Consider the following 19,863-nt stretch of genomic DNA (forward strand, 5'->3'; position numbering starts at 1 on the left):
CCTTCGCCAGTCAGCGCACTGACGCCCGGGGTTCAAGATACTGCTGTTGTTTCATATACCGGATAAGCACCCGCCCTTCAGGCCTAAATTCAGTACCATATCGCACCAGGCCGACACCTTTCAGCTCTGCATCAATGGCGTAGCGCAGTTCGCCGGGCTGCGTCTGCTCCAGCATGACTACATTGATTTCCTTCAGGCGTGGTTCAAATTTCAGCAGGACGTCAGAGAGTGTCCCCATCAGTTGATGAGCGGTACCCGGCATCCCCTGCAAGATTTTGGTCATATCCGGCAAGCCATAGCCGGGCAGATGCGTCAGCGTACCTGCGCGGCAGTTGAGAATACGCTGCATGTTATCGAGTACCGACAGAATAACCTGGTTTTCTTCGCTGACCTGGTGGATGTCGAGGCCACCAGTGAAGTTGCCTGCCAGCATCTCATACAGTGAAGGCGTGTTGTGTCCCTGTGCCATCAGTCATCCTTAAGCGGCTGCAAAATCAGGTGATTGTTCTCCACTTCAAGAATACGCGGTTTATCCGGGTCCAGCTCTTCACATTCCAGCACCCGTTTCCAGGTGCTATCCGCCCTGTCCGGATAGCGGAACATCCCCACCACCGCTACGAATTTTGCATCCTCCTCTATCGGCATATCGAGGCTGGCATCCCCCCCCGGCTTGACCACCACGTCACGGCTGGCCAGCAGATCGGCTTTCAGGATCGCGTCACCATCCTTGAGGAGCTGCTGGTAGACCGTTTTGTCGAATGCTTTGCGGTCTTTCAACTGGTAAATACGGACCACCACCGGCTCGGACAGTGAGTTACTCTCTCGGGGATCCGTGTTCAGTGTTTCACGCGCCGTGAAATCCAGGTGCAGCACCTTAATCTTTTTGTAGAACACGGCGTTAAATGCCGATTTGGTACCATCGCTGATGCCCTGCGTCACCCCGCAGCCCGCCAGACTGAATGCCAGCAGGGGTAACAGCCAGCGCGCTGTTTTAGTTAAACTTGTACGTAACACGTCGGTTTCCTTGTTGTGGTGTTGCGGGCTGCAGGCCAGTGTAATAGCCCAGTTCCGTCGTAAAGGTCTGTGGGGTATCCTCCGGGAGGTCTTCGTCTTCCGCCCCCAGCACGCCATTCATCCCCAGCCAGAATGGGCCTTCGCCGAGCGGCGGCGCGGCCAGCAGGCGGGTCCGGGCAGTCAGGGTGATTTTTGCCTTAAAACGCCAGCCGAGATAGACACGCAGCATCACCAGAAAGTCCTGATACAACAGGCCATCTGGTTTCCAGCCCTGTGATTCCTGTTCGTTTTCGGTGGACAAGGCAATCAGCAACTGGCTGTTGGCATCCATCGCCTCATCACCCAGCGGCGTGTTACCGTCGAGAAGAAAATCGTCATCACCGTAAAAACCCAGCGGCTGACTGACCTCCACCGGTCGCAGGCAATACGGGCTCACCTTTACTGTGGTATCCGGTGCCAGCAGGCTCACCAGCGCCTGCATCCCCCCCTGGGTTTTACCGGGTTGTTGCAGTACGCCAAGCAGTGACAGAAAACGGGATACCGGGGTGGCGATGTGGTTTGCGGTGCCTGGAATACCCAGCCCCACCAGGCCCAGCAGCGACTGCGAAATGCTGTCGGTGCCGCCGGGCTCAAACGTGGCCGGGTACGAGTATTTTCGCCAGATGCGGTAAAACTGCGTCAGGATGCGGTGGCTGAAGATATCCAGAAAGCCCTGTAGCGCCTCATGCCCTTCGCGACGTTGAGTGATGTCATCGAGGTACGCCGTCGGCAACGGTGAATCGACACCGTACATCCCCATAAAGGTGGTGCGGATGAGTGGTGGCTTGCTGTCATCATCTTCGTCATATTCAACAGCCTTCAGTTCGCTGGCTGGAAATCCCATCCCCGGATGTGGCGCAAACCGCACCGGGTCATCCGCGGGATGGCTGGTCGAGCCCATCAGCGGCCCGCCCGGATTACGCTTCTCCAGCAGCTGGCATAAACGGTAAAAGTTGATGCGGTGAAGGTCAGCCTCCAGCCGCAGGGTCAGCCGGGAATGCGGCGGTTGTGCTTCTCTTCCCATTCCAGGCGCTCTCCGGTCGGTTGCAGAATGATAATCAGGCGGTTAAACAGATAAATGTCGGTATAGAGCGCAAAGAAACGACTCAGCATCTCGCCAAACAGGCAGATATCGCCGCGCCCGGCAAAGCCGTGGCTGTCCAGCGTGACTTCAATCTGCACGCCGCGCACCAGATAGCCCTGCTCAAAGCGCTCAGTTTCGCCGTGCTTCACGTCAATGATGGCTTCCAGGCGACGGCGGTTCATCTCACTGTCGGTCCATTCGTACAGCGCCAGGGTGCCGCGCAACACGTCGGCATTATCCATCATCGACAGGAATCCGCTGCCAAGGTGACTCAGTACGCGCCAGTGAAAACGGTCCTGCGCCGGTGGGTAACAGGGCAACGTTGGGGCACACAGGTTACGCACGGCGATGCTGGCCGAGGTGGTTTTCATTACCGTATCGAGCACAGTGCTCTGCAGTGCTCGTCGTGGCAGCTGGCCGTTGGTGCCGGTGAGCGTCAGTGACAGGCTTTCATCCTCCGGCACCGTGTGGTTATCAAACGCTTCGCCACCAAGAATGAGCCAGGTGTTATGCAGGCCCGACGGGCCACGGCGCACGCGGGTGTGGTAGTAATATTCCGGGGCTTCATGGCGCATCATTCCGCCTTTGTGGCGGAAACTCGAAAACGGCACGTAGGTATGCTGGCTCGATGACATCACCGAATCCACCGCATAAATCTCGGTATGGCCATCCTGCACGCGCATCGGGCGCAGCATGTATTCGGTCTGCAGGGAGTTGAGCGTCAGCGGGTCAGATTCCAGCGGGAACAGGTTAATCACCGGCACACAGTTCAGGCGCAGATGCTTTTCGGTAAAGCTGAAGTCATGCTCCCAGCGCTCCGCCAGTACCACGTCGATTTCAAACCATGGGAGCTCAGCCGGAAAAACCACGGTCTCCAGCCCACGCAGCCCTGTGAACATAAATTTCTCACGGAAGGTGAAGTACTCCAGCAGCAACTGATAGCCGCTAAAGCTGCTGCTTCCCTTCGGCCACAGGTCATCATCATCACCAAATCCCAGCGAGGTGAAATACCCGTTGAGCGATCTTCTTTCCATGTCACCCGGCATCCGCAGCCAGAGGCGGGCAGTGTTCATGGTAAAGGCCTCATGCATGGCGCAGGCCAGCGGGGCGTCGGCGTTGAAGTAGAACGGGATCTGGCTGAGATCGGCACGGCTCCAGTCGGCAAGATGGCTGCAGTTAAACCGCAGGCTGATGACCGAACGCCCGTCAGGGTCAGTCAACAGGCGGGCGTGTTCCAGCGACAACGGCTGAAGGGTAATCTCTTTGGTTGTGGTGTACCGACAGCGAGTGCCCTTCTCACCGATCGGCCGCGAGTTCACCTCGAAACCTTTGACTATACGCATCTGCTCTTTCATTTCGCGCCAGTCGGGGGTGAACTCCACCACCGACATTGACGGAATGGTACGCAGGTAGTGCGGCCATAAAAGGCTAACAAGCCCTTCCGTCAGTTCAGGCAGGTCGTCATCAAGCTTTTCACGCAGCCGGCCCATCAGGAAGGCAAAGCCCTCGAACAGACGCTCTACGTACGGGTCGCACGCGTCCGCCTTATCGAGATTGAGCATTGCCGCCTGCTCGGGGTGAGCACGGGCAAACTCTTCGCCGGCCTCCAGCAGGTAGCGCATTTCAGCGTCATAATAACGCAGGGTTAAATCATCCATATTTATTTCTGCTCAATAATTGCCGAATGAATAGTATTATCTAAATGAAATTGTACCGAAGATGTTCCTGAGGGCAGGAACATCTTATTAATTATCACGCTGCCCACATACCGATGGTGGTAGTACATACTCGGCAGCCATCCCCGCCATCCATCAGGGCGGCCGGTGCATTTCACGTAGCCTTTAGTTTCAAGTATCGAAGTGTACGTAAACGAAAAGATGACTGAACTGACGACAAAAACACCAACCAGACCAATAAATACTCTGCTTGTTTTTTTGCATTTAATAACCGCCTGTTCCTCACCGTACCGCATAGCCAAACACCAATATATACATGGAAATAGCAGAATAACCGGAATCATTAGCAGAGCGGAAACAGTCGGTGAAAATACAATGTCACTTCCAAACCCAAATAACTCACTATGTGCATCAGTTGCGAACCACAAAGGACCTAATGATGAAACACACCAAATAATAAGATTCCCAAAAAACCTGTGTTTAGGACTCATAAATCAATTACCTGTGAAGTTAGGTCGCCAATTACTGCCTGTTTATCACTGAAGTAGGCTTTGGGACTCTGGCAAGGGTAGAGCCTATCAATGCTGAGTACAAAGGGAAGGTTCTATGGCATATTTTTTTGCCATACCAGGCATCCAACCTGAAGGGCTCCCCTGGCATTCGGTGTAACCTTTATGCATTAGAGATGTCGCATATATTTCTGAAAAGATGAACATTCCCAGGACAGTTAGCCCTAAGATGATAAACGTGGTTTTCAGTAATTTTTTACCTAATGTAACGGTTATCTGCTTCCCGGTAACAATAACGGGGAAGATCATCGCCAATAACGGTGAGAAAAAAAAGAAAAATGCAGCAGCAAAAACCACCCAAAATGAGAAGTTAATAACATCGGGGTAAGAAAAGTATTCGTGCAACTTAAAAATACTGAGATATGAAAAACCGATGGAAACCACCTGGAAGAATACTACTCCGAAAAATGCAATTACTCGTTGTTTAAAAAGATGCATTGATATTTACTTATCACTTACGTTGCACAAAGACGAATCACGGACATAATGAGTAGCCGTCCCAGGCATCCAGCCTGACGGGATGCCATTGCACTGTAAATATCTTTTTTTTACCAGAACTGTTGGATAAAGCACTGAATATAGAACTCCCATGACAACCAAAGCAATACAGCCCCATTTTAGATAGGCCACATACGCATCCATTTTTTTGAATGCGCATTCTTCCCCTTTGAATAAAAGCAACATGAAATATATGAGTGGAAAGATCATTATTACAGGCAAAACAATAAAAGAAAACGTCAGCCACGAAAAGACGACACCATCACCAAAAGAAAAACAATTATTAAACATATCATTCCCAAGGTAAAAAAAAGGCCACACAACCCCAGGATGAGCAATATAGCTAAAACAGGCCGCACTTTAGTCTCAAGCATCAACACAACCTCCGCTGAAACCTCATTAAATCATTAGTGAACACCACGTTATTATACGGCATTTCTCTACTTTCTTTACCGCCCACAATCGCCCAACGTTAAAGCATATTTTGTCGACAGTGCAGAAAAGGCCCCAACATTTTTATTATGACATTCAACATACCCTTGGCTCTTAACTTCCGAAATATAATAGATGCGAAACAGAGCGCCAGATAAAATAGCCAAAACAAATCCCCAAATTATGACCTTGTTTAAAATGGCTGCTATCTTATACTCCAACCGTCTGCCAAGAAAAACCACCGGAAACCCACTAATAAACACAGGCCCAAGAACAATAGCTGAAAAAGATAAAATAACGCATCCGGTAGAATATTCAAACACATCTGGAAATGACAGGTATTTAATAACCGATGTAACACCCACACAAGTGAATACGATCATCAAAAATGCAATCAGCATATTTAAAAAGAAAAGAATTATTCGTTCTTTCAACGGAAACATTTATTCCAAGCTCCTCAAGCCAACATCACGGATAGCATTTCGGATATAGCGTTTAATTTCTGCCTCGATAACCCTTCGTCCCTTATCAAGCATGCCATCAACATACATAGCCCCCAAATCCCACACTCCGCGCTCAATACCTCTGGCTCTGTCAACAAACTCCTGCTGTGCTGACTCTATATAGGCTACCAGCCTATCCGTAATGCCGTATTCTTTATCAAGAGCATTAAGTATTATTGCTGTACCCATCCCAGCAAATACAACAACGGCTAAAGGCCCAAGAACAAAGGGTAAAAATGCATTAACAGCATAGCCAACGCCCCAAATCACAGCTGACGAAAGACCAACTTTCACGATATCGGTAGCTAATGTCCCCATAAACTCCGCAAGGGATGTTTCATCATTGAGAATGAAATCAACTGTATCAACAGCAGATACATAAATTAACCCCACAATGGCTCCGTCTACAACAGTCTTTGCAAGTCCGTATTTTCCAATTGCCATTTCAATGATTTTTGGGTGTTTCAATGAGAATACTGGGGCATTAAGAGCTTTTCGGATCCCTGGATAACCAGTGAGCTTTATAAGCTCAGTTCCTTTATGGTTAACAAATACGGTTCCTTTTATCCCCATTGCACCCAACTGAGTGACAATCTTTGACGCACTTATTACATCATTAATATTCGTCCAATAGGTTTTTACGATACTGCCAAGAGCGCTCTTCGTAATAGAAGTCCATGTATGCTTAACAAAATCCCATGACGTTATAATTTCAAGGCATTCAGGCAAAGTCAGGATCATCCAAGCCTGTCTGTTAGCTTCCAGCATAGCCCGAAGTTTGTCATCGGGTAAGTGGTGTGTATTTATCAGGACAGGATAATCGGGAACAAACCCTGTCGGCTTTTGCTCACCTGTCAGATAACCTGGCAGTTCAGGGGCGGTCTGCACTGGGGCCGTAAAGCCTGCTGCCGATTCTCCAGCGGAAGCTCCACTGCTCTTCTCGTACGTATCATCCATCATCGACGGAATAAACTTCGCCTTGCAGGGGCAGGTACTGTAGCTGTCGAGGGTTCCGGCCATTCGCCTGTCGTGGATGGTGTCGTTGTCGATGCCACCGGCTATCTTGAAAAGCCCGGCATGTTTACCACAGGTCACACTGTCCTGCTCCCGGGCTACAGGTTTATCAAACAGAGTATGATCCTCTGCGCCCGTGGTGATTCTCCCGCCACAGCTCGTCTTGTCGCCCTGCACCAGATAAAAGCCTTCTGCTGCCATATTTTTCCCTTTAGCTGAATTCTGTCCGGCTTATCCGCACAGCACTGCACTGCTGGCCGGATCGAGCGCAATCAGGCCGGACAGAAGCCTATCCATCTCGGGCTGAAGTCGTGATTTATCGGTTTCACTGCGTGTGGCTTTCATACGTAGCAGTCTGAGGCGGCGCCTTGGGTGTGCAGGTAATGTGGCCACAGCAGGCTAACCAGCCCTTCGGTCAGTTTGGGAAGGTCATCATCAAGCTTTTCACGCAGCCGGCCTATCAGGAAGGCAAAGCCCTCGAACAGCCGCTCCACATACGAGTCGCGTGCCCCCGCTTTATCGAGATTGAGCATTGCCGCCTGCTCGGGGTGAGCACGGGCAAACTCTTCACCGACTTCCAGCAGATAGTGCATTTCAGCGTCATAATAACGCAAGGTTAAATCATTCATTTTTGATAACTTAGAAAATATAAAAAAATCTGCCAGAATCATTTTCATCTTATATACAGATGCCATTATAAAATCGCCAAACCACATCTTTCCTTATTTAAAACAGTTAGCTTACATTACATTTATCATGCATATGATTACCCGTTTCGCCTATTGCTGTTGTGATATCTGTCTTGTGGATTGCGAGTGATGCCGGTGATAACACAGGCTAATTCCAGTATCCCCGCACAATTATGGCAGGCGGGAAAATCACTTCCACGCTCTGTTTTTGGCGTCAACCTTTTGGTGAAAATGACTGAGCTGAGCATTGTCTCTGTATATGTGGCTTTACTCATAGCATCTTCCGTTATTATGTGGTTTGACTTATCAGCTTTTATAAACAAATCATTAAGCGCCTGAACCTCAGCATGCAAACCCGCAATTCCCGCCCTGGTCGGCAGTACATAATTATTACGTTCGAGATGACTTTCAATCAGATATTTCGTCATTGGATGCAAGTGGGTTTCACCATCTGTTTTGTAAAGCTCGTCAAGTTTTGACATGAAAATCCCAACGTTAGCAATACGATAAAAATCATATTCCTTATTTTTGGGTTCAATCGCTGATTTAAGGCGTTTTAATTTCTGGGCGCTAATGCGTTCCTTTCCCTTAAGATACGTGATATCACGATCGGAACCGCATTCATTTGGAATTAATTCAACCCCAGGAAAACAATCTTTACTGGACAAACTGCCTTTTATATTAACAAACTCATCTCTATAAACGTGACTCCCACAAGAATAACCTGCATGTGCAGAATAGTCACTCAAAGCCCTGTTAGTATATTTAAATTTTCCATCTTGTTCTTTCAGCCCTGATGGATGATATTTTTTCTGTTCTTTATAGTTTTCCGGGAAAGATTCAGCAGCCTTAATGATGATTTTGGTTTTCTCTGTAAACTTTTCATATTCCAACGTATATTGCCGACGATATGCTTCGGTCGCTTTATGATCATCGCATTTAAACATAACGGAACTATCCATAAATGTATATTTCTGGTAAGTATCATCCATCATCGACGGAATAAACTTCGCCTTGCAGGGGCAGGTGCTGTAGCTGTCGAGGGTTCCGGCCATTCGCCGGTCATGAATGGTATCGTTGTCGATGCCACCGGCTATCTTGAATAGTCCGGCATGCTTCCCGCAGGTCACACTGTCCTGCTCCCGGGCAACAGGTTTATCAAACAGAGTGTGATCCTCTGCGCCCGTGGTGATTTTCCCGCCGCAGGTCGTCTTGTCGCCCTGCACCAGGTAAAAGCCTTCTGCTGCCATATTTTCCCCTTTAGCTGAATTCTGTCCGGGTTATCCACAAAGCACTGCACTGCTGGCCGGATCGAGCGCAATCAGACCGGACAGAAGCGAATCCATCTCGGGCTGAAGCCGTGATTTATCAGTTTCACTGCGTGTGGCTTTCATGCGCAGCAGTCTGAGGCGACGTGATTTCACTTCAAACAACAGTGCCGGTGTCCACTGCGTGAGGGTGATTGACTGTGCGGCACTGTCGAGCTCACCCAGAAGATGCAGAGCCAGCTCATTCTTGCCCTTCTGCTCAGCCACTCGGGCCATCAGCAAACGCAGTAACCATTTGTCTTTTGTGGCGTCAGTGCCCGGGCGGGTCTGCAGCCAGTAAAGAGTGGCATCCAGACCGTCTGTGTCGGCTTTATCCAGTGCTTCCGGCTCGAGGGCCAGGATATCATTATCCGCCTCACTGACAGCACTGACCGGCTCATCCCGCCAGCCGGACATATCGTCCAGCACGCTCTGGTTTATCCAGTTCAACGTGACCTCATCGGCAAACGGCGTACCGTCATTAAAGGCCAGGGTTTCAAGCCCGGTAAAGCGACGCAGCAACCCTTTCAGGTCGTCGGCGATGATATCAGCCAGTACATCCTGCCCCGATTTCATCAGGGCCTGGTGGACATACCACTGCAAGTCCAGCCAGAGGTGATTGGCGCCACGCGAGAAGGTACTGTCCGCCTGCTCCAGTATCTCCAGCCAGCTCTGCTGCAGGTACAGGCGTTTGAGCATGGCCCGCTGGTCAGCGCGCGGCGGTTCGATGCGCGTTTTCCCTTCGGCATCCGGGGCCGGAATAGCACTCAGCGTGTCATGACGCAGGCTTTTCATCAGTCGGTGCGCGGCAAGCCAGCCATCGGGCTGCTCACGCAGATATTCCGTCAGTGTACGGGCCTGGGCCAGCAAATCCTGGCCGGAGGTAATGCGGTTCAGAACCGGCGCGTCTGGCTCGGCCGTGTGTGTGGAGGTCTGTGAGTGAGCCTTATTGCCTGCATTCTGCGGTACCACTGCATCCACCCCCCCGGCTTTCATCAGGCGAGATTCCAGCGCGCTGTACAGGGCATTCAGCTCTGGCCGTGACGCTTCCGGCGCTGTCTCCAGACTGTCGCGGATGAGCAACAGCGCACCGGCAGTGCGCAGTGCATCGTCGCGTACCACTTCCGGCCAGAGTGACAGGCTGTCCAGAACACGGGAGCCTGCGAGCCACTCCAGGGCCGGTTTACGGCTCCGCTCACGTTGAGGATGAAGCTGCGTTCCATAGCGCTGTAGCAATCCCGCCAGCAGTTCAAGCCCTTCGGCAAAGCCGGTCTCCCCGTCCTGATGCAGACGCGCCCAGCAGTAATAGGTGGCAATCCGGATATCTTTGGCTGTGGTGGTCAGCAATTTTTCGGCAAGCGTGCAAATCAGCCCGGTATCTATACCGGAAAGCTTATTGACCTCCTCACGGATACGCTGAAAATCATCGTCATAGCCGGGGTCTTCTCCGGTCGGACTGGTGTCACTTACCGGTGCAAGCCAGGCCTGCCAGTTTTCCGTGCGTGTCTGCGCCTGTTGCCGCAGCTGCGTGTCGTCAGCGTGACAGGCCGCGACCAGATTCTGCAGTGTGCTCATTATTCCACTCCATCCATGTCACTGTTTCCGGTGTTGGCCATCAGCGCCTGCGCGGTGGCCGCGCTGTCGACACTGAAGATCTGATCCGGCAGCGTGAATCCGCGCAGATCCAGCAGCGCCAGCGGACCTTTTCCGAGTTGTGAGCGCAATACCCACTGCAGGGTTCGACCGTCCGGGGCAGTAAAACTCATCATCCACTGGCTGCGGTCAAGCTGCTCGCGCTTACCCTGGTCCAGCCAGCGAATGAACCCCCATGTCCCGCTGTAATCCCCGAACAGGCGTGTACCGGCGTTGGTCGTACTCCAGGTCAGCATCGTCCCGGGCTTGTAAGTCTCTCCCGGCCAGCGGAAACTCTGCCAGTCAGCCATCTGATTGAAATAGTGCAGCGGCTGGCCATCTATGATCAGCTGTGTTTCGACCACCTGCGGTACAGGGCGCGCCTGCAGCTCAAAGCTGATGCCCTGGCTTCCATCGGTGAACAGAATGTCTGACAGCTGGCTCAGTTGATTAATCGACCGTAGGAAAGCCGGGTTAAAGCTCAGCCCCTGGCTGTTGACCTTATCCGGTACCCACTGGCTGCCCTCTTTGTGCAGTACCCCGCTGAGCTCTGTGGTCAGGAAGCGCTCAATACGTCCGCTGTCCTTGCGCAAAAACTCAGCCAGCATTGGCAGGGAGGCATCACTTTTGCTCGTCGCAAACGGGAAACGTCCGTCAAAAGCGGTGTGCCAGTTCGTCACCACTGACCGGCTCCATTTGTCATTCAGACTCGCTGCCGACGGCTGAAGCACGGTCTCCCAGGCCTGGGTCAGTGGCTGAACAAACATCGTGCTGCCAAAACCGCTCCACTCTTCGCCAAGGCTTGCCGAAATCAGACTGCCGTACTGCTGGGTGCCGGTCAGATCGACGCTTTTGCCCTGAAATACGGTCTGCGCCAGAGTCTGCATCATCGCCTGCGGGTCAGAGGCACTGGCCACCTGTTGCAGAAGCAGACGCACGCGGGTGATGCGGGTCAGATACGTCTGCAGGCTCAGTGAGGTGTCAGCCGACATGACGTTGCTGCCTTTGTTTTTACCCAGAAGCTGAAGCAGCGTGCCAAAGGTTTCATCCAGCGGGCCCTGCGGGCCAGAGGCAGACTGGTCAATGGCAGGTTTGTCCTGCCCGCCTACGAGGTCTTTAGCCGATTTGATGATGGAATCCGAAAGGCCTTCGCTTTGCTGGCCAGTCTGCCCCTGCCAGGCGAGGGTGTTCATCAGGGCAATCAGTGGCGACTGCCGGACATCACTCATCAGCGTCAGCTGGTCGGTAACATCAGCAATGTTGTTTGCCGGATTAAGTCGCAGGCTGTTGAGGAAGCTCAACCAACTGCCAGCAAAGTCGGTGAAGTAACGTTGTGTCAGGCGTGCTTTCAGGGCTTCAGACGACAGGTCTGAGGAAACCGCTTTCCGGTTGTCGCTCAGCACCCAGTCAATTTCATCCCGGCGGAAATTTGCGGCCTTTTCGATGGCCTGCTGAATGCCCCCTTCCCACGCCTGGCGGGTAAACATGCCTGGCACCACTTCCTCAGTGGTGAACAGTCGCCGCGCATCGGTACCGCCGGTCATATCTTCCAGAGAGACATCGGCAAAGTTACGACGCACGGATTTGAGCATGTTTTCATACAGGGTGCTTTCAGCGTTACGCCGTCCGATTTGCTGTAACAACACCTGACGGCTCTGGCTCACCAGCTGCGCATCCGGCGTGATTTTCCACTGTGGCTGTTTTGGCAGTTCGGAAATGTAGAAGGCCCACAAATCCGGCGACAGGCTTTGCCACAGGCCGGTTGAAATGCCCATCCGCGTCGGCTGCACGGCTTTCATGGTCTGAGCATAATACGCGCCATCGGCTTTATCCGGACGGGCCATCATCAGCCATGCCTTCAGCTGGTCATAGCCCGGCTTCGCCAGCTGTGCCCGCTGGTCGCTGCCGGGAGCGGAGCCAGCCAGCACGCTGAGCTTCTGCGTCAGGGCGGCATTTGCCGGGTCGCGGATCAGGCGGTTGTTCGCCACGCCGTACCAGGGCAGCATCGCGTCGAGCTGCTGCTGATTATGGTCCAGACCGAAGCGCTGATACCATGGCGCGCCGTCCTGAATACGGTGCTGCAGGCGGCCGGCGTCATTACGCAGGGTATGCAGAGCCGTCAGCTGATAATCCGATACGGAGGGATGCTCCACCAGAGCATGCGCCTGCTGCGCCACAGAGACAATCTGCAGGCGGTTGACCGCAAACGACAGCAGCGTCCCCGCCCCCCAGACACCGATAATGGCCATCAGCGTCCAGGCCAGCGTCTGCTCCCGGGCCATACCGACGCGGCGGCCACGCACGCGGGTGCAGTCATCCACAATCCCCTGCCAGGTTACCGGCAGGGTCAGCGCATGGCGTTGTGATTCCGGGATATATTTCTCAGCCTCGGCAGGTGCAGCACCGACTGTTTCTCCTGCGATAGCGGCAGGTTTATTCTCCGGCAGGCTGAACATCAGGCCACGCAGCGGAACGCGCTGCTGTGAGGCAGGCAGCCATGGCACCAGTTGCTGAGCCCAGCGAGTGATACCGCCGTCTTTAAGGTGCTGGCCCAGGCGCAGCAGGAAATCGTGACCATTGCTCTCAGCGACCTGACTCACGCCCTGCGTTCGCAGGGCCGGCAGCATCAGCTCAAGCTGGCGGGTAATATCGTCAGGCCTGGCACGCAGTGGGAAACTGGCCCCTACCGCCTGTTCAGTGCGTTTTGCCTGCGACCACTTGCTGTCACACAACTGCCACAGCCAGACCGGCGTGGAATAACGGAGCAGTTCACTGATTTTTTCCAGTCCGCGTAAATCGTTATCACTAATCTGAGGGGTGAGATTAAGCGACCGCGGCATGACGCGTACAATACCGTCAAGTGGACGACCGCGGCGCAGTTTACGCAGCGCGGCGTATTTTTCCTTATCGGGCTCAGCAGTCAGACTGCCGCCGTAAATCAGAACGGTACGGTTACCTTCAAGCCACTGGTTTTCCTGCAGGCCAGGTACCAGCAGTTCGATTGCCACCTCATCGCCGGTGATTAACAACAGACGGGTTTTACGACGCCAGTAAAGGCCAATACGGGCGCGAAGATGTCCCCGAATCTTGTTACACATGGCCACCGCAGGGTGAACAGGCGCTTTATCACTTTCCCGTTTCTTTTTCTCATCATCACCGTTGGTGTTGTCGACAAGCGCATTAAACTCCTGCTTACCGGCACTTCGTACCGCCGCCAGGAGCACCACGGATACAATAAGGGTGCAGCCTGAAATACATCCGCCGGCGATAAGCCAGTAAATTTGCTGCTGACTTCCGTCTTCAATCCCTGCTATGTCCGGATGCTTCCAGAGCATGAACGTCATAACGGCTAACAGCAAAAAGAAAATCAATGCGACAGCAAGATAGCGGCCTTCCGTAGTCTTCGGTGCTAAAGGTAGCTTCACGGATCCATCTCCTGTCGGGAAGCAATCGGGGTAATGAGCGTGCTCCACAGCACATTCTGTGTGGTATCACCGCAGATAATCATCTGTGGTGACTGAGTTTGTAGGGCGATTTCAGTGGCGGCAGCGATAGCCAGCCAGGGGGCCGCGGCACCGGCATGTCCCATAGATGTATCGAGCGAAATGACGGCTTCGTCTTCTACAGTCTGCGTAGGGTGCACATTCTGGCACTCAATAACTTCTGCACGCTGCTCACCCGTCAGCCCGGCAAGCCATAAATTTTTCACGATATTTTCTTTGAGCGGGACGTTATAGGCGGCCATATTCATCCCCTCCCTCAGCTCACCGGTAGGAGCAGCATCTGGCCGATGCAGCAACGCGAGAGGTTCGAGTGCCTCCTGGGTCAGGCGGTTGCCAAGAAGCAAAGCAACGGCTGTTTCAGCAGTATTATTTGAAACAGCCGGATCAATCTGGAGACCAACAATCAATAACATCGCATCATCTTTAATGCGGTGATCCAGCCAGTGGTTGACTACCCCCGGCCCATTGCTGTCTGTGTACTCAAGCGCGCAGGTTATGCCACTCTCCTGCCAGGCTTCCTGCCAGATTTTTCTGACAGCAGAGAGTGGCAGAGATGACGAGACATCGAGGATGACAACAAGCGAAGCGTTCTCAGGAAACTGGTGAACTGGAAGATCGGCAATAAGCTCAGAGAACAAACGTGATATAACCAATCCAAGAGTATCTTCTGGTTCTGCCGTAATACGGCTCAGCCTCCTGCTTTTTTCGCCTTTCCAGTCCGACTGCGAAATGATAATGCTGTGATTATTGAGCATATCATCAGCGACAGAACGCTGTTCGTCTTCCTGATGGGCTGTAATAAATGTCGTATTCAACACCTGAAGCGCACGACGAGCCCTACGGGTCTCACTCAAGATCCATTGCTCCCGACGCCGGTCAAAACCATTCGCTTTACTGTCCTGTAATGACCAGGCCCACATGCGAATAGTGAAACACACAATCCACACAACTAATGGTGTGCCAATGGCCAACATCCAGAAGTGACTGTTATCGATGTATCGTCCGAATATCCGCATAAGAATCACGCTGATGGCCAGCATCGCAACCAATACGGCAAGCCAACGGGATATTTTAGGTGGAACTTGCCGGGGATAACATTTCGGAAGATCTTTCAGGGAATACGACATTCACACTCTCATGCTTTAAAATTTCCAAATTTTAACTAAGGCTAGTCACCATCAAATGAAATGCTCTCAAGCAATTTCAATGTTTCTTTAGATAGATCTTCACCTTTATTATCCGAAGAATTAACACCAGAACCACATATGGCATTATTTTTATGTATCAAACAAAAATAAACACTCTGGCCTAGCGTTCCATCTTTAAGTTTCGCCATGGCATTAACAGCCATAAAACCAGATGCATCTTTGCTTTTAACTTGAAATAGAGATAGATGATTTTCCTTCCCATTTTTCACATATGTAGCATCCGGAATTGATTTCCATACCTTATTCATGTAGTCATAAACAATTTTATTATCAGCGGCACTAACGCTGCCCCCCTTGTTGTTAACTTGCTGTACATCATATCCTGCTTCAAATGCTTCACCAGAATACAGGCAAGTCCACTCCGATATTGGTGATTTTTTTTGGAAGTACTCATCATCAGACAATGCGGGGTATTTAAAATCACTAAAATGCATATTGCATGCTTCAAAACTGGATGACGAAGAAATGTTGGCACTTGAATCAGATGACAGGGTTCTAGTTACAGATACAAATCCTGCGTTAGCAGCAAGAACAGAAGCCATAGAGAAAGAACTGAAACCGATAATGAATGGCATGTAAACTTTTTTCATAACATTACGTCCTGTGCGTACATCCTTTCAGGGATGTCCTAATGACTATGAAATTTCACTTTTCCCCAGACTTCGACTATTGGTACAATTTTTCAATTAAATTTTTCTTTAACTCCATCTCTCACGCTTACATATCGAATGCAGTTATTTAAGATTTTTGAGTGGGATAGAGCATGACTTTGGAGTGTTATCGTCATAAATCATATTAATCAGATCATGACCTTCAACCCTTACGTTAACAAAGTTATCGCCACATGTAGGCTTTATCTCTTTGAATTTTTTGTCAGCAGGGGAAAAGACAAATAATCTATAGATTTTATAAGTGCCCATTCCCTCATCCAGATGCCAAATACTAAAATCTTTATAACCATCACGATTGTAATCTTCAAATGTAATGTGATTTTTTCTCCGATGACACATCAACATTTTCTAGATTAATCTGCTTGCCGGCTTCTAAAACTGATACTTCCAACGAATCATTATCTTTCAGCAAAACCTTTGCAGAAATATTTTTCGCACTATTAACATCTAAAATGCAATTATCACATCCAATTGCAATCTTTGTAAAAATGCACAGGAAGAAAAAAATATATTTCATGATAGTATCATTAGGAATTTTGAGTGCTTCTCCAGCAGGGCTTACACGGGCTGTTGCTCAAGGATATCTATTAAATTCCCACGAGCTATTTTTCTCGCACGTTTCAAAGTTATTATCATCCGTAGGATCAAATTCTGACCCAACTCGCTTCAAATTTCCATTTGCAAGATTAAAAAACAACCCCTGATTGGTTCCGATATAGGCGAGATTCTTTCCTTTTATAAAATCAATGCTAAAAACACCTTCACTCACACTCTGTTCAATTTTTTTATATCTGCGCTCCAAATACATTTGTATCCTGAGGATTGCCCTCATTAATTATTTTCGGCTTACCCCAGAGAATTATTTTATCACCACTACATTTAACACTATAGCCATTGATAACAGTATCAAACTTAAGAGTCTTTGTATGATTGTTAATGTCAACGGTTATCGAGTCAGTACCATTTAATGTAACTCCTGATGCATATGCATTAAATGAAATAAAAAAACCGGCAATTGTTGAAATAATAAGGTTCATTTGTTAGTCAATCTATATATGAGGTACTCTAATTACCCCCTTCTGCGACAGTGCCTCTACAATAAAATAATATGTAGTGTATTAATAAAATCTGTCAGCTTGAGCTCTATTCATTATCAACGCGATCCTAGTGTAAATTAGCATCACCACTGAGTTTTATTTAGCACACTCCTCAGCGTTTTTCCCATCCACAGATAAACTCTCGAGGTCTTTTATTTTAATTTTTCCTGCAGCTAATTTTGAACTAAAATCTTTTGAGAAGCAAAAATAATTGTCAGAATAAAAATATATTTCTTCAGTTTTATCTGGTGTATCACCTTCTGACTGATATAAAGCCTCGGTCACATACCATTTAATATCTTTGTTACCTTTAATAATCTGCATTCTATCGATACCGAGGCATGGTTCAGAATCTTCGGCATATCCAGATTTATAATTCCTGTTTGGTATGAGATATTGATCATTAACTTTGAGCACTACGTTACACCGACTGTATGGCTCATCTTTACCAGGTAGTCCTTCGCGATTAAAAGCAAATGGGTATGCGTTCCCTTTACCTAACTTCTGGAAAATATAATAAGGCGGGAAACCGGTGTCAGGTGCATCAATTTGATATACTTGTGATAGGCCGTAAGGTTCTCCATCCTTGAAGGTATAGCTTTTAACTGCCGATGACACATCTACATCATTCGCAGACGCACCCAATGAAAAAAAATTAATGGCACTAACAAAACCCAACAGTAAAATTGTATTATTCATAATTAACCGCCATCTCACTTGCACTGTCTGGTGTAATCAACAGTGATTTTTACAGTACTACGACCTTTTTGTACTTGAACTGTTTCTTTGGCATTTCTTGTTACGACATCATTTAAATAGTAGAACGCATACCGTGTATAGGCCTGTCGTTCAAAATATCCATACCCGCCACCATTAACTAGAACTGAACATCTACCAATTGATTCTGACGTAATTCCATTGTCCGGGGCTCGATTAATATTAATTTCGTGACTATGATGTTTTGAAACCCAATAAAAACCAGCACTATCAGTTGCACAAAAAGAATCTTCAGCAACAATTTTAGGATCGTAACGTGGGTGCCATCTTTTTAATAGTTCATCGTCAATAACCGTGTGTTTTTCATGGGTGTGTTTATCTACAACTGTCTTTCTTGGATCTGCCCAGTAGTGTTCACTTACATTTGTTATTCGACTATCATCGTAAACATACCCTGAAGTTTCATCAGGTAACTTCACTTTCGTTCTAAATTTTCTATAGTCATCGAAATTTTGTGGCCAAGTTAGCTGCATGAAACCTCTGCCATAAAATGGCTGATAATACTCAGCCGCTGGGGATACAAACTTTCCTTTGCTATTTTTCTGCCCCTTTCCGCCTTCAGTCATTGTCCTGAGCATTCCAGTCTCAATATAAATCTGTCCTAAAAATGCAGAACGTCTTGGCGGGGATATTATATTGTACTTATTACACGTATTGTTAAAATCTTTCACATACTTCTCCCACCTACCAAACGAAGTAGCCCATGGAACTGTCACATTAACTGGTTTGCTGGGGTAGCCTTCATAATATTTCCTTGGAATCAAGGAGGAAATTTCTTCATGGCTAAGCCAGCCGCACGCTCTCAAATTATTTATAAGTTTGGTGGGATTGAAGTGCCAAAGGCTTCCGCTGCTGAATGCTGATTCAAAGCACAGCGCTTCTGCATGAGCTTTGAATTTTGCGTAATCTTCATCCGTCATCGGATCATGCTCTTCACTTCCCGTTTTCAGCCACGAGAAGCGGGTGTCGATCGTACTTTTTTCCCATTCAAACGGGAAATGACAGATTAACTTTCCACACTGGTTATCGAACTCACTATCTTCCTGCAGCTTCTTGATAATGGCTGAATTACACTGGCTATCGCTATCAGTATCGTCATCAACCATCTGCCAGCCCGTCCAGTGAGGGAAATCAGCGTCACTAAACTTTTTAATACCGGAATCAGCAAGATTGACTACCCCCTTTCCCCCCGGGTAATTGACCATCATCCATAATGGAGCGTCTGCCGGTACCAGGGTTTCATTGTCCGTGTTGATTACCCGCCCAAAGCGAAGTAATTCGAACCCAGCACTCGGGCTTTCCTTATAATTCCGCATCGCGGTTTTATAGAGATTGTATTCGTAATCATTGCCATCAGCATTAACCAGTGGCTCGCCCAGCAGATCATATTTCCCGTCAACCTGCGTATTTTTCTGCCGCGTTACCATCGTGCAGTTGCCTTGGGCCAGAGTCATGCTGGCATACAGAGGCGCATTGCTGGTATAGAGCTCAGAAAGTCCGGTGATAGACGTGCTGTTATCTGCTGGGGCCTTGTCATAAAACTTTGTCTGCGGAGGCAGATAAAAGTGAATATCACCGTAAACCGCATCAGTGCGGCCATTCTTCGAAATATCCAGTTCTCCTGATTTCCTGCCCGTCAGCTTGCTGATGTTGTCGTCATCGCAGAAAATCTGGAAATGGAAAGCATTGACTCCATCCACCATGCCCGGAAGGCCTAACGGATCCTTACGGTAAACTTTCTCACCGGCTTTAACAGTTTCAGCCAGCGACTTCAGGTGCATGTATAGGGAGTAGAAAGCCACTTTTGCTTCATCACCGCTACCGATCTCGGTTTCATGCTTTATCAGCACATAACCATCATCACTCCCCTTTGTATTGGGTTTATCGGCGTTGATGTTAAATGGTGCCTGATCGCGCTTGTCTGAGCTTTTGCGGAGTGAAACTACGGTACCATCCGCTATCGCCCGCACGCTCTCAGCAGGTCTCCCTTCGTCAGTCTGACGTATATGTATTCCGCCATGCCACGAACCATAACCGTTAACCGGATACCCACGGCGGTCAACTACGGTCATGACTCTTTCAATCCAGGCCGCATCAGTTTCATGGGCATCTTTCGCTTTCAAAAGCGGTGGGCTGATAATCATAAACTG

The 19,863-nt window shown here is 49.4% G+C and carries 17 protein-coding genes and 1 pseudogene; all 18 read right to left on the reverse strand.

The window, feature by feature from the left end; genetic code table 11:
* Window positions 1-10: 10 nt before the first annotated feature.
* Entirely contained in the window at window positions 11-469 is a 459-nt protein-coding gene (gene tssE, locus B9Y90_RS16225) for a type VI secretion system baseplate subunit TssE (protein WP_085541865.1), read from the reverse strand.
* On the reverse strand, window positions 469-1,014 hold the full coding sequence (gene tssJ, locus B9Y90_RS16230) for a type VI secretion system lipoprotein TssJ (RefSeq protein ID WP_085541866.1): 546 nt from the start codon (window positions 1,012-1,014) through the stop codon (window positions 469-471). The genes tssE and tssJ overlap by 1 nt, the downstream gene beginning before the upstream one ends.
* Entirely contained in the window at window positions 992-2,077 is a 1,086-nt protein-coding gene (tssG, locus tag B9Y90_RS16235) for a type VI secretion system baseplate subunit TssG (RefSeq protein WP_085541867.1), read from the reverse strand. Before tssG ends, tssJ begins: the two co-directional genes overlap by 23 nt.
* Window positions 2,041-3,795 (reverse strand): type VI secretion system baseplate subunit TssF, encoded by a 1,755-nt coding sequence (gene tssF / locus B9Y90_RS16240; RefSeq protein ID WP_085541868.1) that lies wholly within the window; start codon window positions 3,793-3,795, stop codon window positions 2,041-2,043. Before tssF ends, tssG begins: the two co-directional genes overlap by 37 nt.
* Window positions 3,796-4,391: 596 nt before the next feature.
* Window positions 4,392-4,820 (reverse strand): hypothetical protein, encoded by a 429-nt coding sequence (locus B9Y90_RS16245; protein WP_085541869.1) that lies wholly within the window; start codon window positions 4,818-4,820, stop codon window positions 4,392-4,394.
* Window positions 4,821-5,329: 509 nt separating this feature from the next.
* On the reverse strand, window positions 5,330-5,755 hold the full coding sequence (locus tag B9Y90_RS16255) for a hypothetical protein (RefSeq protein ID WP_254902707.1): 426 nt from the start codon (window positions 5,753-5,755) through the stop codon (window positions 5,330-5,332).
* Window positions 5,756-7,030 (reverse strand): PAAR domain-containing protein, encoded by a 1,275-nt coding sequence (locus B9Y90_RS16260; protein ID WP_085541871.1) that lies wholly within the window; start codon window positions 7,028-7,030, stop codon window positions 5,756-5,758.
* A gap of 170 nt (window positions 7,031-7,200) precedes the next feature.
* A pseudogene (locus tag B9Y90_RS16270) lies at window positions 7,201-7,458 on the reverse strand (type VI secretion system baseplate subunit TssF); the annotation flags it as partial.
* 137 nt (window positions 7,459-7,595) lie between these two features.
* Window positions 7,596-8,768, reverse strand: coding sequence for a YwqJ-related putative deaminase (locus tag B9Y90_RS16275; RefSeq protein WP_085541872.1), 1,173 nt, complete (start codon window positions 8,766-8,768; stop codon window positions 7,596-7,598).
* Window positions 8,769-8,798: 30 nt separating this feature from the next.
* A complete protein-coding gene (gene tssA, locus B9Y90_RS16280) occupies window positions 8,799-10,400 on the reverse strand; it encodes a type VI secretion system protein TssA (protein WP_085541873.1) in 1,602 nt (533 codons plus the stop codon).
* Window positions 10,400-13,882 carry an ImcF-related family protein gene (locus tag B9Y90_RS16285; protein WP_085541874.1) on the reverse strand — a complete coding sequence of 1,161 codons (3,483 nt, stop codon included), beginning with the start codon at window positions 13,880-13,882 and terminating at the stop codon, window positions 10,400-10,402. The genes tssA and B9Y90_RS16285 overlap by 1 nt, the downstream gene beginning before the upstream one ends.
* Window positions 13,879-15,087, reverse strand: coding sequence for a hypothetical protein (locus B9Y90_RS16290; protein WP_085541875.1), 1,209 nt, complete (start codon window positions 15,085-15,087; stop codon window positions 13,879-13,881). Before B9Y90_RS16290 ends, B9Y90_RS16285 begins: the two co-directional genes overlap by 4 nt.
* Window positions 15,088-15,128: 41 nt before the next feature.
* The gene (locus tag B9Y90_RS16295) at window positions 15,129-15,758 is read right to left on the reverse strand and encodes a hypothetical protein (protein ID WP_254902708.1); all 630 of its coding nucleotides are present in this window, start codon (window positions 15,756-15,758) and stop codon (window positions 15,129-15,131) included.
* Window positions 15,759-15,902: 144 nt separating this feature from the next.
* The gene (locus tag B9Y90_RS27670) at window positions 15,903-16,184 is read right to left on the reverse strand and encodes an XAC2610-related protein (RefSeq protein ID WP_085541876.1); all 282 of its coding nucleotides are present in this window, start codon (window positions 16,182-16,184) and stop codon (window positions 15,903-15,905) included.
* Entirely contained in the window at window positions 16,144-16,356 is a 213-nt protein-coding gene (locus B9Y90_RS26930; RefSeq protein ID WP_176227877.1) for a hypothetical protein, read from the reverse strand. Before B9Y90_RS26930 ends, B9Y90_RS27670 begins: the two co-directional genes overlap by 41 nt.
* Window positions 16,357-16,624: 268 nt before the next feature.
* Window positions 16,625-16,876 (reverse strand): hypothetical protein, encoded by a 252-nt coding sequence (locus B9Y90_RS27340; RefSeq protein ID WP_254902709.1) that lies wholly within the window; start codon window positions 16,874-16,876, stop codon window positions 16,625-16,627.
* 156 nt (window positions 16,877-17,032) lie between these two features.
* A complete protein-coding gene (locus tag B9Y90_RS16310) occupies window positions 17,033-17,635 on the reverse strand; it encodes a hypothetical protein (protein ID WP_085541877.1) in 603 nt (200 codons plus the stop codon).
* A gap of 14 nt (window positions 17,636-17,649) precedes the next feature.
* The gene (locus tag B9Y90_RS16315) at window positions 17,650-19,857 is read right to left on the reverse strand and encodes a M23 family metallopeptidase (protein WP_085541878.1); all 2,208 of its coding nucleotides are present in this window, start codon (window positions 19,855-19,857) and stop codon (window positions 17,650-17,652) included.
* Window positions 19,858-19,863 lie beyond the last annotated feature (6 nt).

The organism is Cedecea sp. NFIX57, from assembly GCF_900177785.1.
Taxonomy (GTDB): Bacteria; Pseudomonadota; Gammaproteobacteria; order Enterobacterales; family Enterobacteriaceae; genus Cedecea; species Cedecea neteri_C.

Bases quoted from the DNA above. Each gene is read 5' to 3' on its own strand.
- tssE (WP_085541865.1), bottom strand. From the start codon at position 469: ATGGCACAGGGACACAACACGCCTTCACTGTATGAGATGCTGGCAGGC.
- tssG (WP_085541867.1), bottom strand. From the start codon at position 2,077: ATGGGAAGAGAAGCACAACCGCCGCATTCCCGGCTGACCCTGCGGCTG.
- tssF (WP_085541868.1), bottom strand. From the start codon at position 3,795: ATGGATGATTTAACCCTGCGTTATTATGACGCTGAAATGCGCTACCTG.
- B9Y90_RS16245 (WP_085541869.1), bottom strand. From the start codon at position 4,820: ATGCATCTTTTTAAACAACGAGTAATTGCATTTTTCGGAGTAGTATTC.
- B9Y90_RS16255 (WP_254902707.1), bottom strand. From the start codon at position 5,755: ATGTTTCCGTTGAAAGAACGAATAATTCTTTTCTTTTTAAATATGCTG.
- B9Y90_RS16260 (WP_085541871.1), bottom strand. From the start codon at position 7,030: ATGGCAGCAGAAGGCTTTTATCTGGTGCAGGGCGACAAGACGAGCTGT.
- B9Y90_RS16275 (WP_085541872.1), bottom strand. From the start codon at position 8,768: ATGGCAGCAGAAGGCTTTTACCTGGTGCAGGGCGACAAGACGACCTGC.
- tssA (WP_085541873.1), bottom strand. From the start codon at position 10,400: ATGAGCACACTGCAGAATCTGGTCGCGGCCTGTCACGCTGACGACACG.
- B9Y90_RS16290 (WP_085541875.1), bottom strand. From the start codon at position 15,087: ATGTCGTATTCCCTGAAAGATCTTCCGAAATGTTATCCCCGGCAAGTT.
- B9Y90_RS16295 (WP_254902708.1), bottom strand. From the start codon at position 15,758: ATGAAAAAAGTTTACATGCCATTCATTATCGGTTTCAGTTCTTTCTCT.
- B9Y90_RS27670 (WP_085541876.1), bottom strand. From the start codon at position 16,184: ATGTTGATGTGTCATCGGAGAAAAAATCACATTACATTTGAAGATTAC.
- B9Y90_RS26930 (WP_176227877.1), bottom strand. From the start codon at position 16,356: ATGAAATATATTTTTTTCTTCCTGTGCATTTTTACAAAGATTGCAATT.
- B9Y90_RS27340 (WP_254902709.1), bottom strand. From the start codon at position 16,876: ATGAACCTTATTATTTCAACAATTGCCGGTTTTTTTATTTCATTTAAT.
- B9Y90_RS16310 (WP_085541877.1), bottom strand. From the start codon at position 17,635: ATGAATAATACAATTTTACTGTTGGGTTTTGTTAGTGCCATTAATTTT.
- B9Y90_RS16315 (WP_085541878.1), bottom strand. From the start codon at position 19,857: ATGATTATCAGCCCACCGCTTTTGAAAGCGAAAGATGCCCATGAAACT.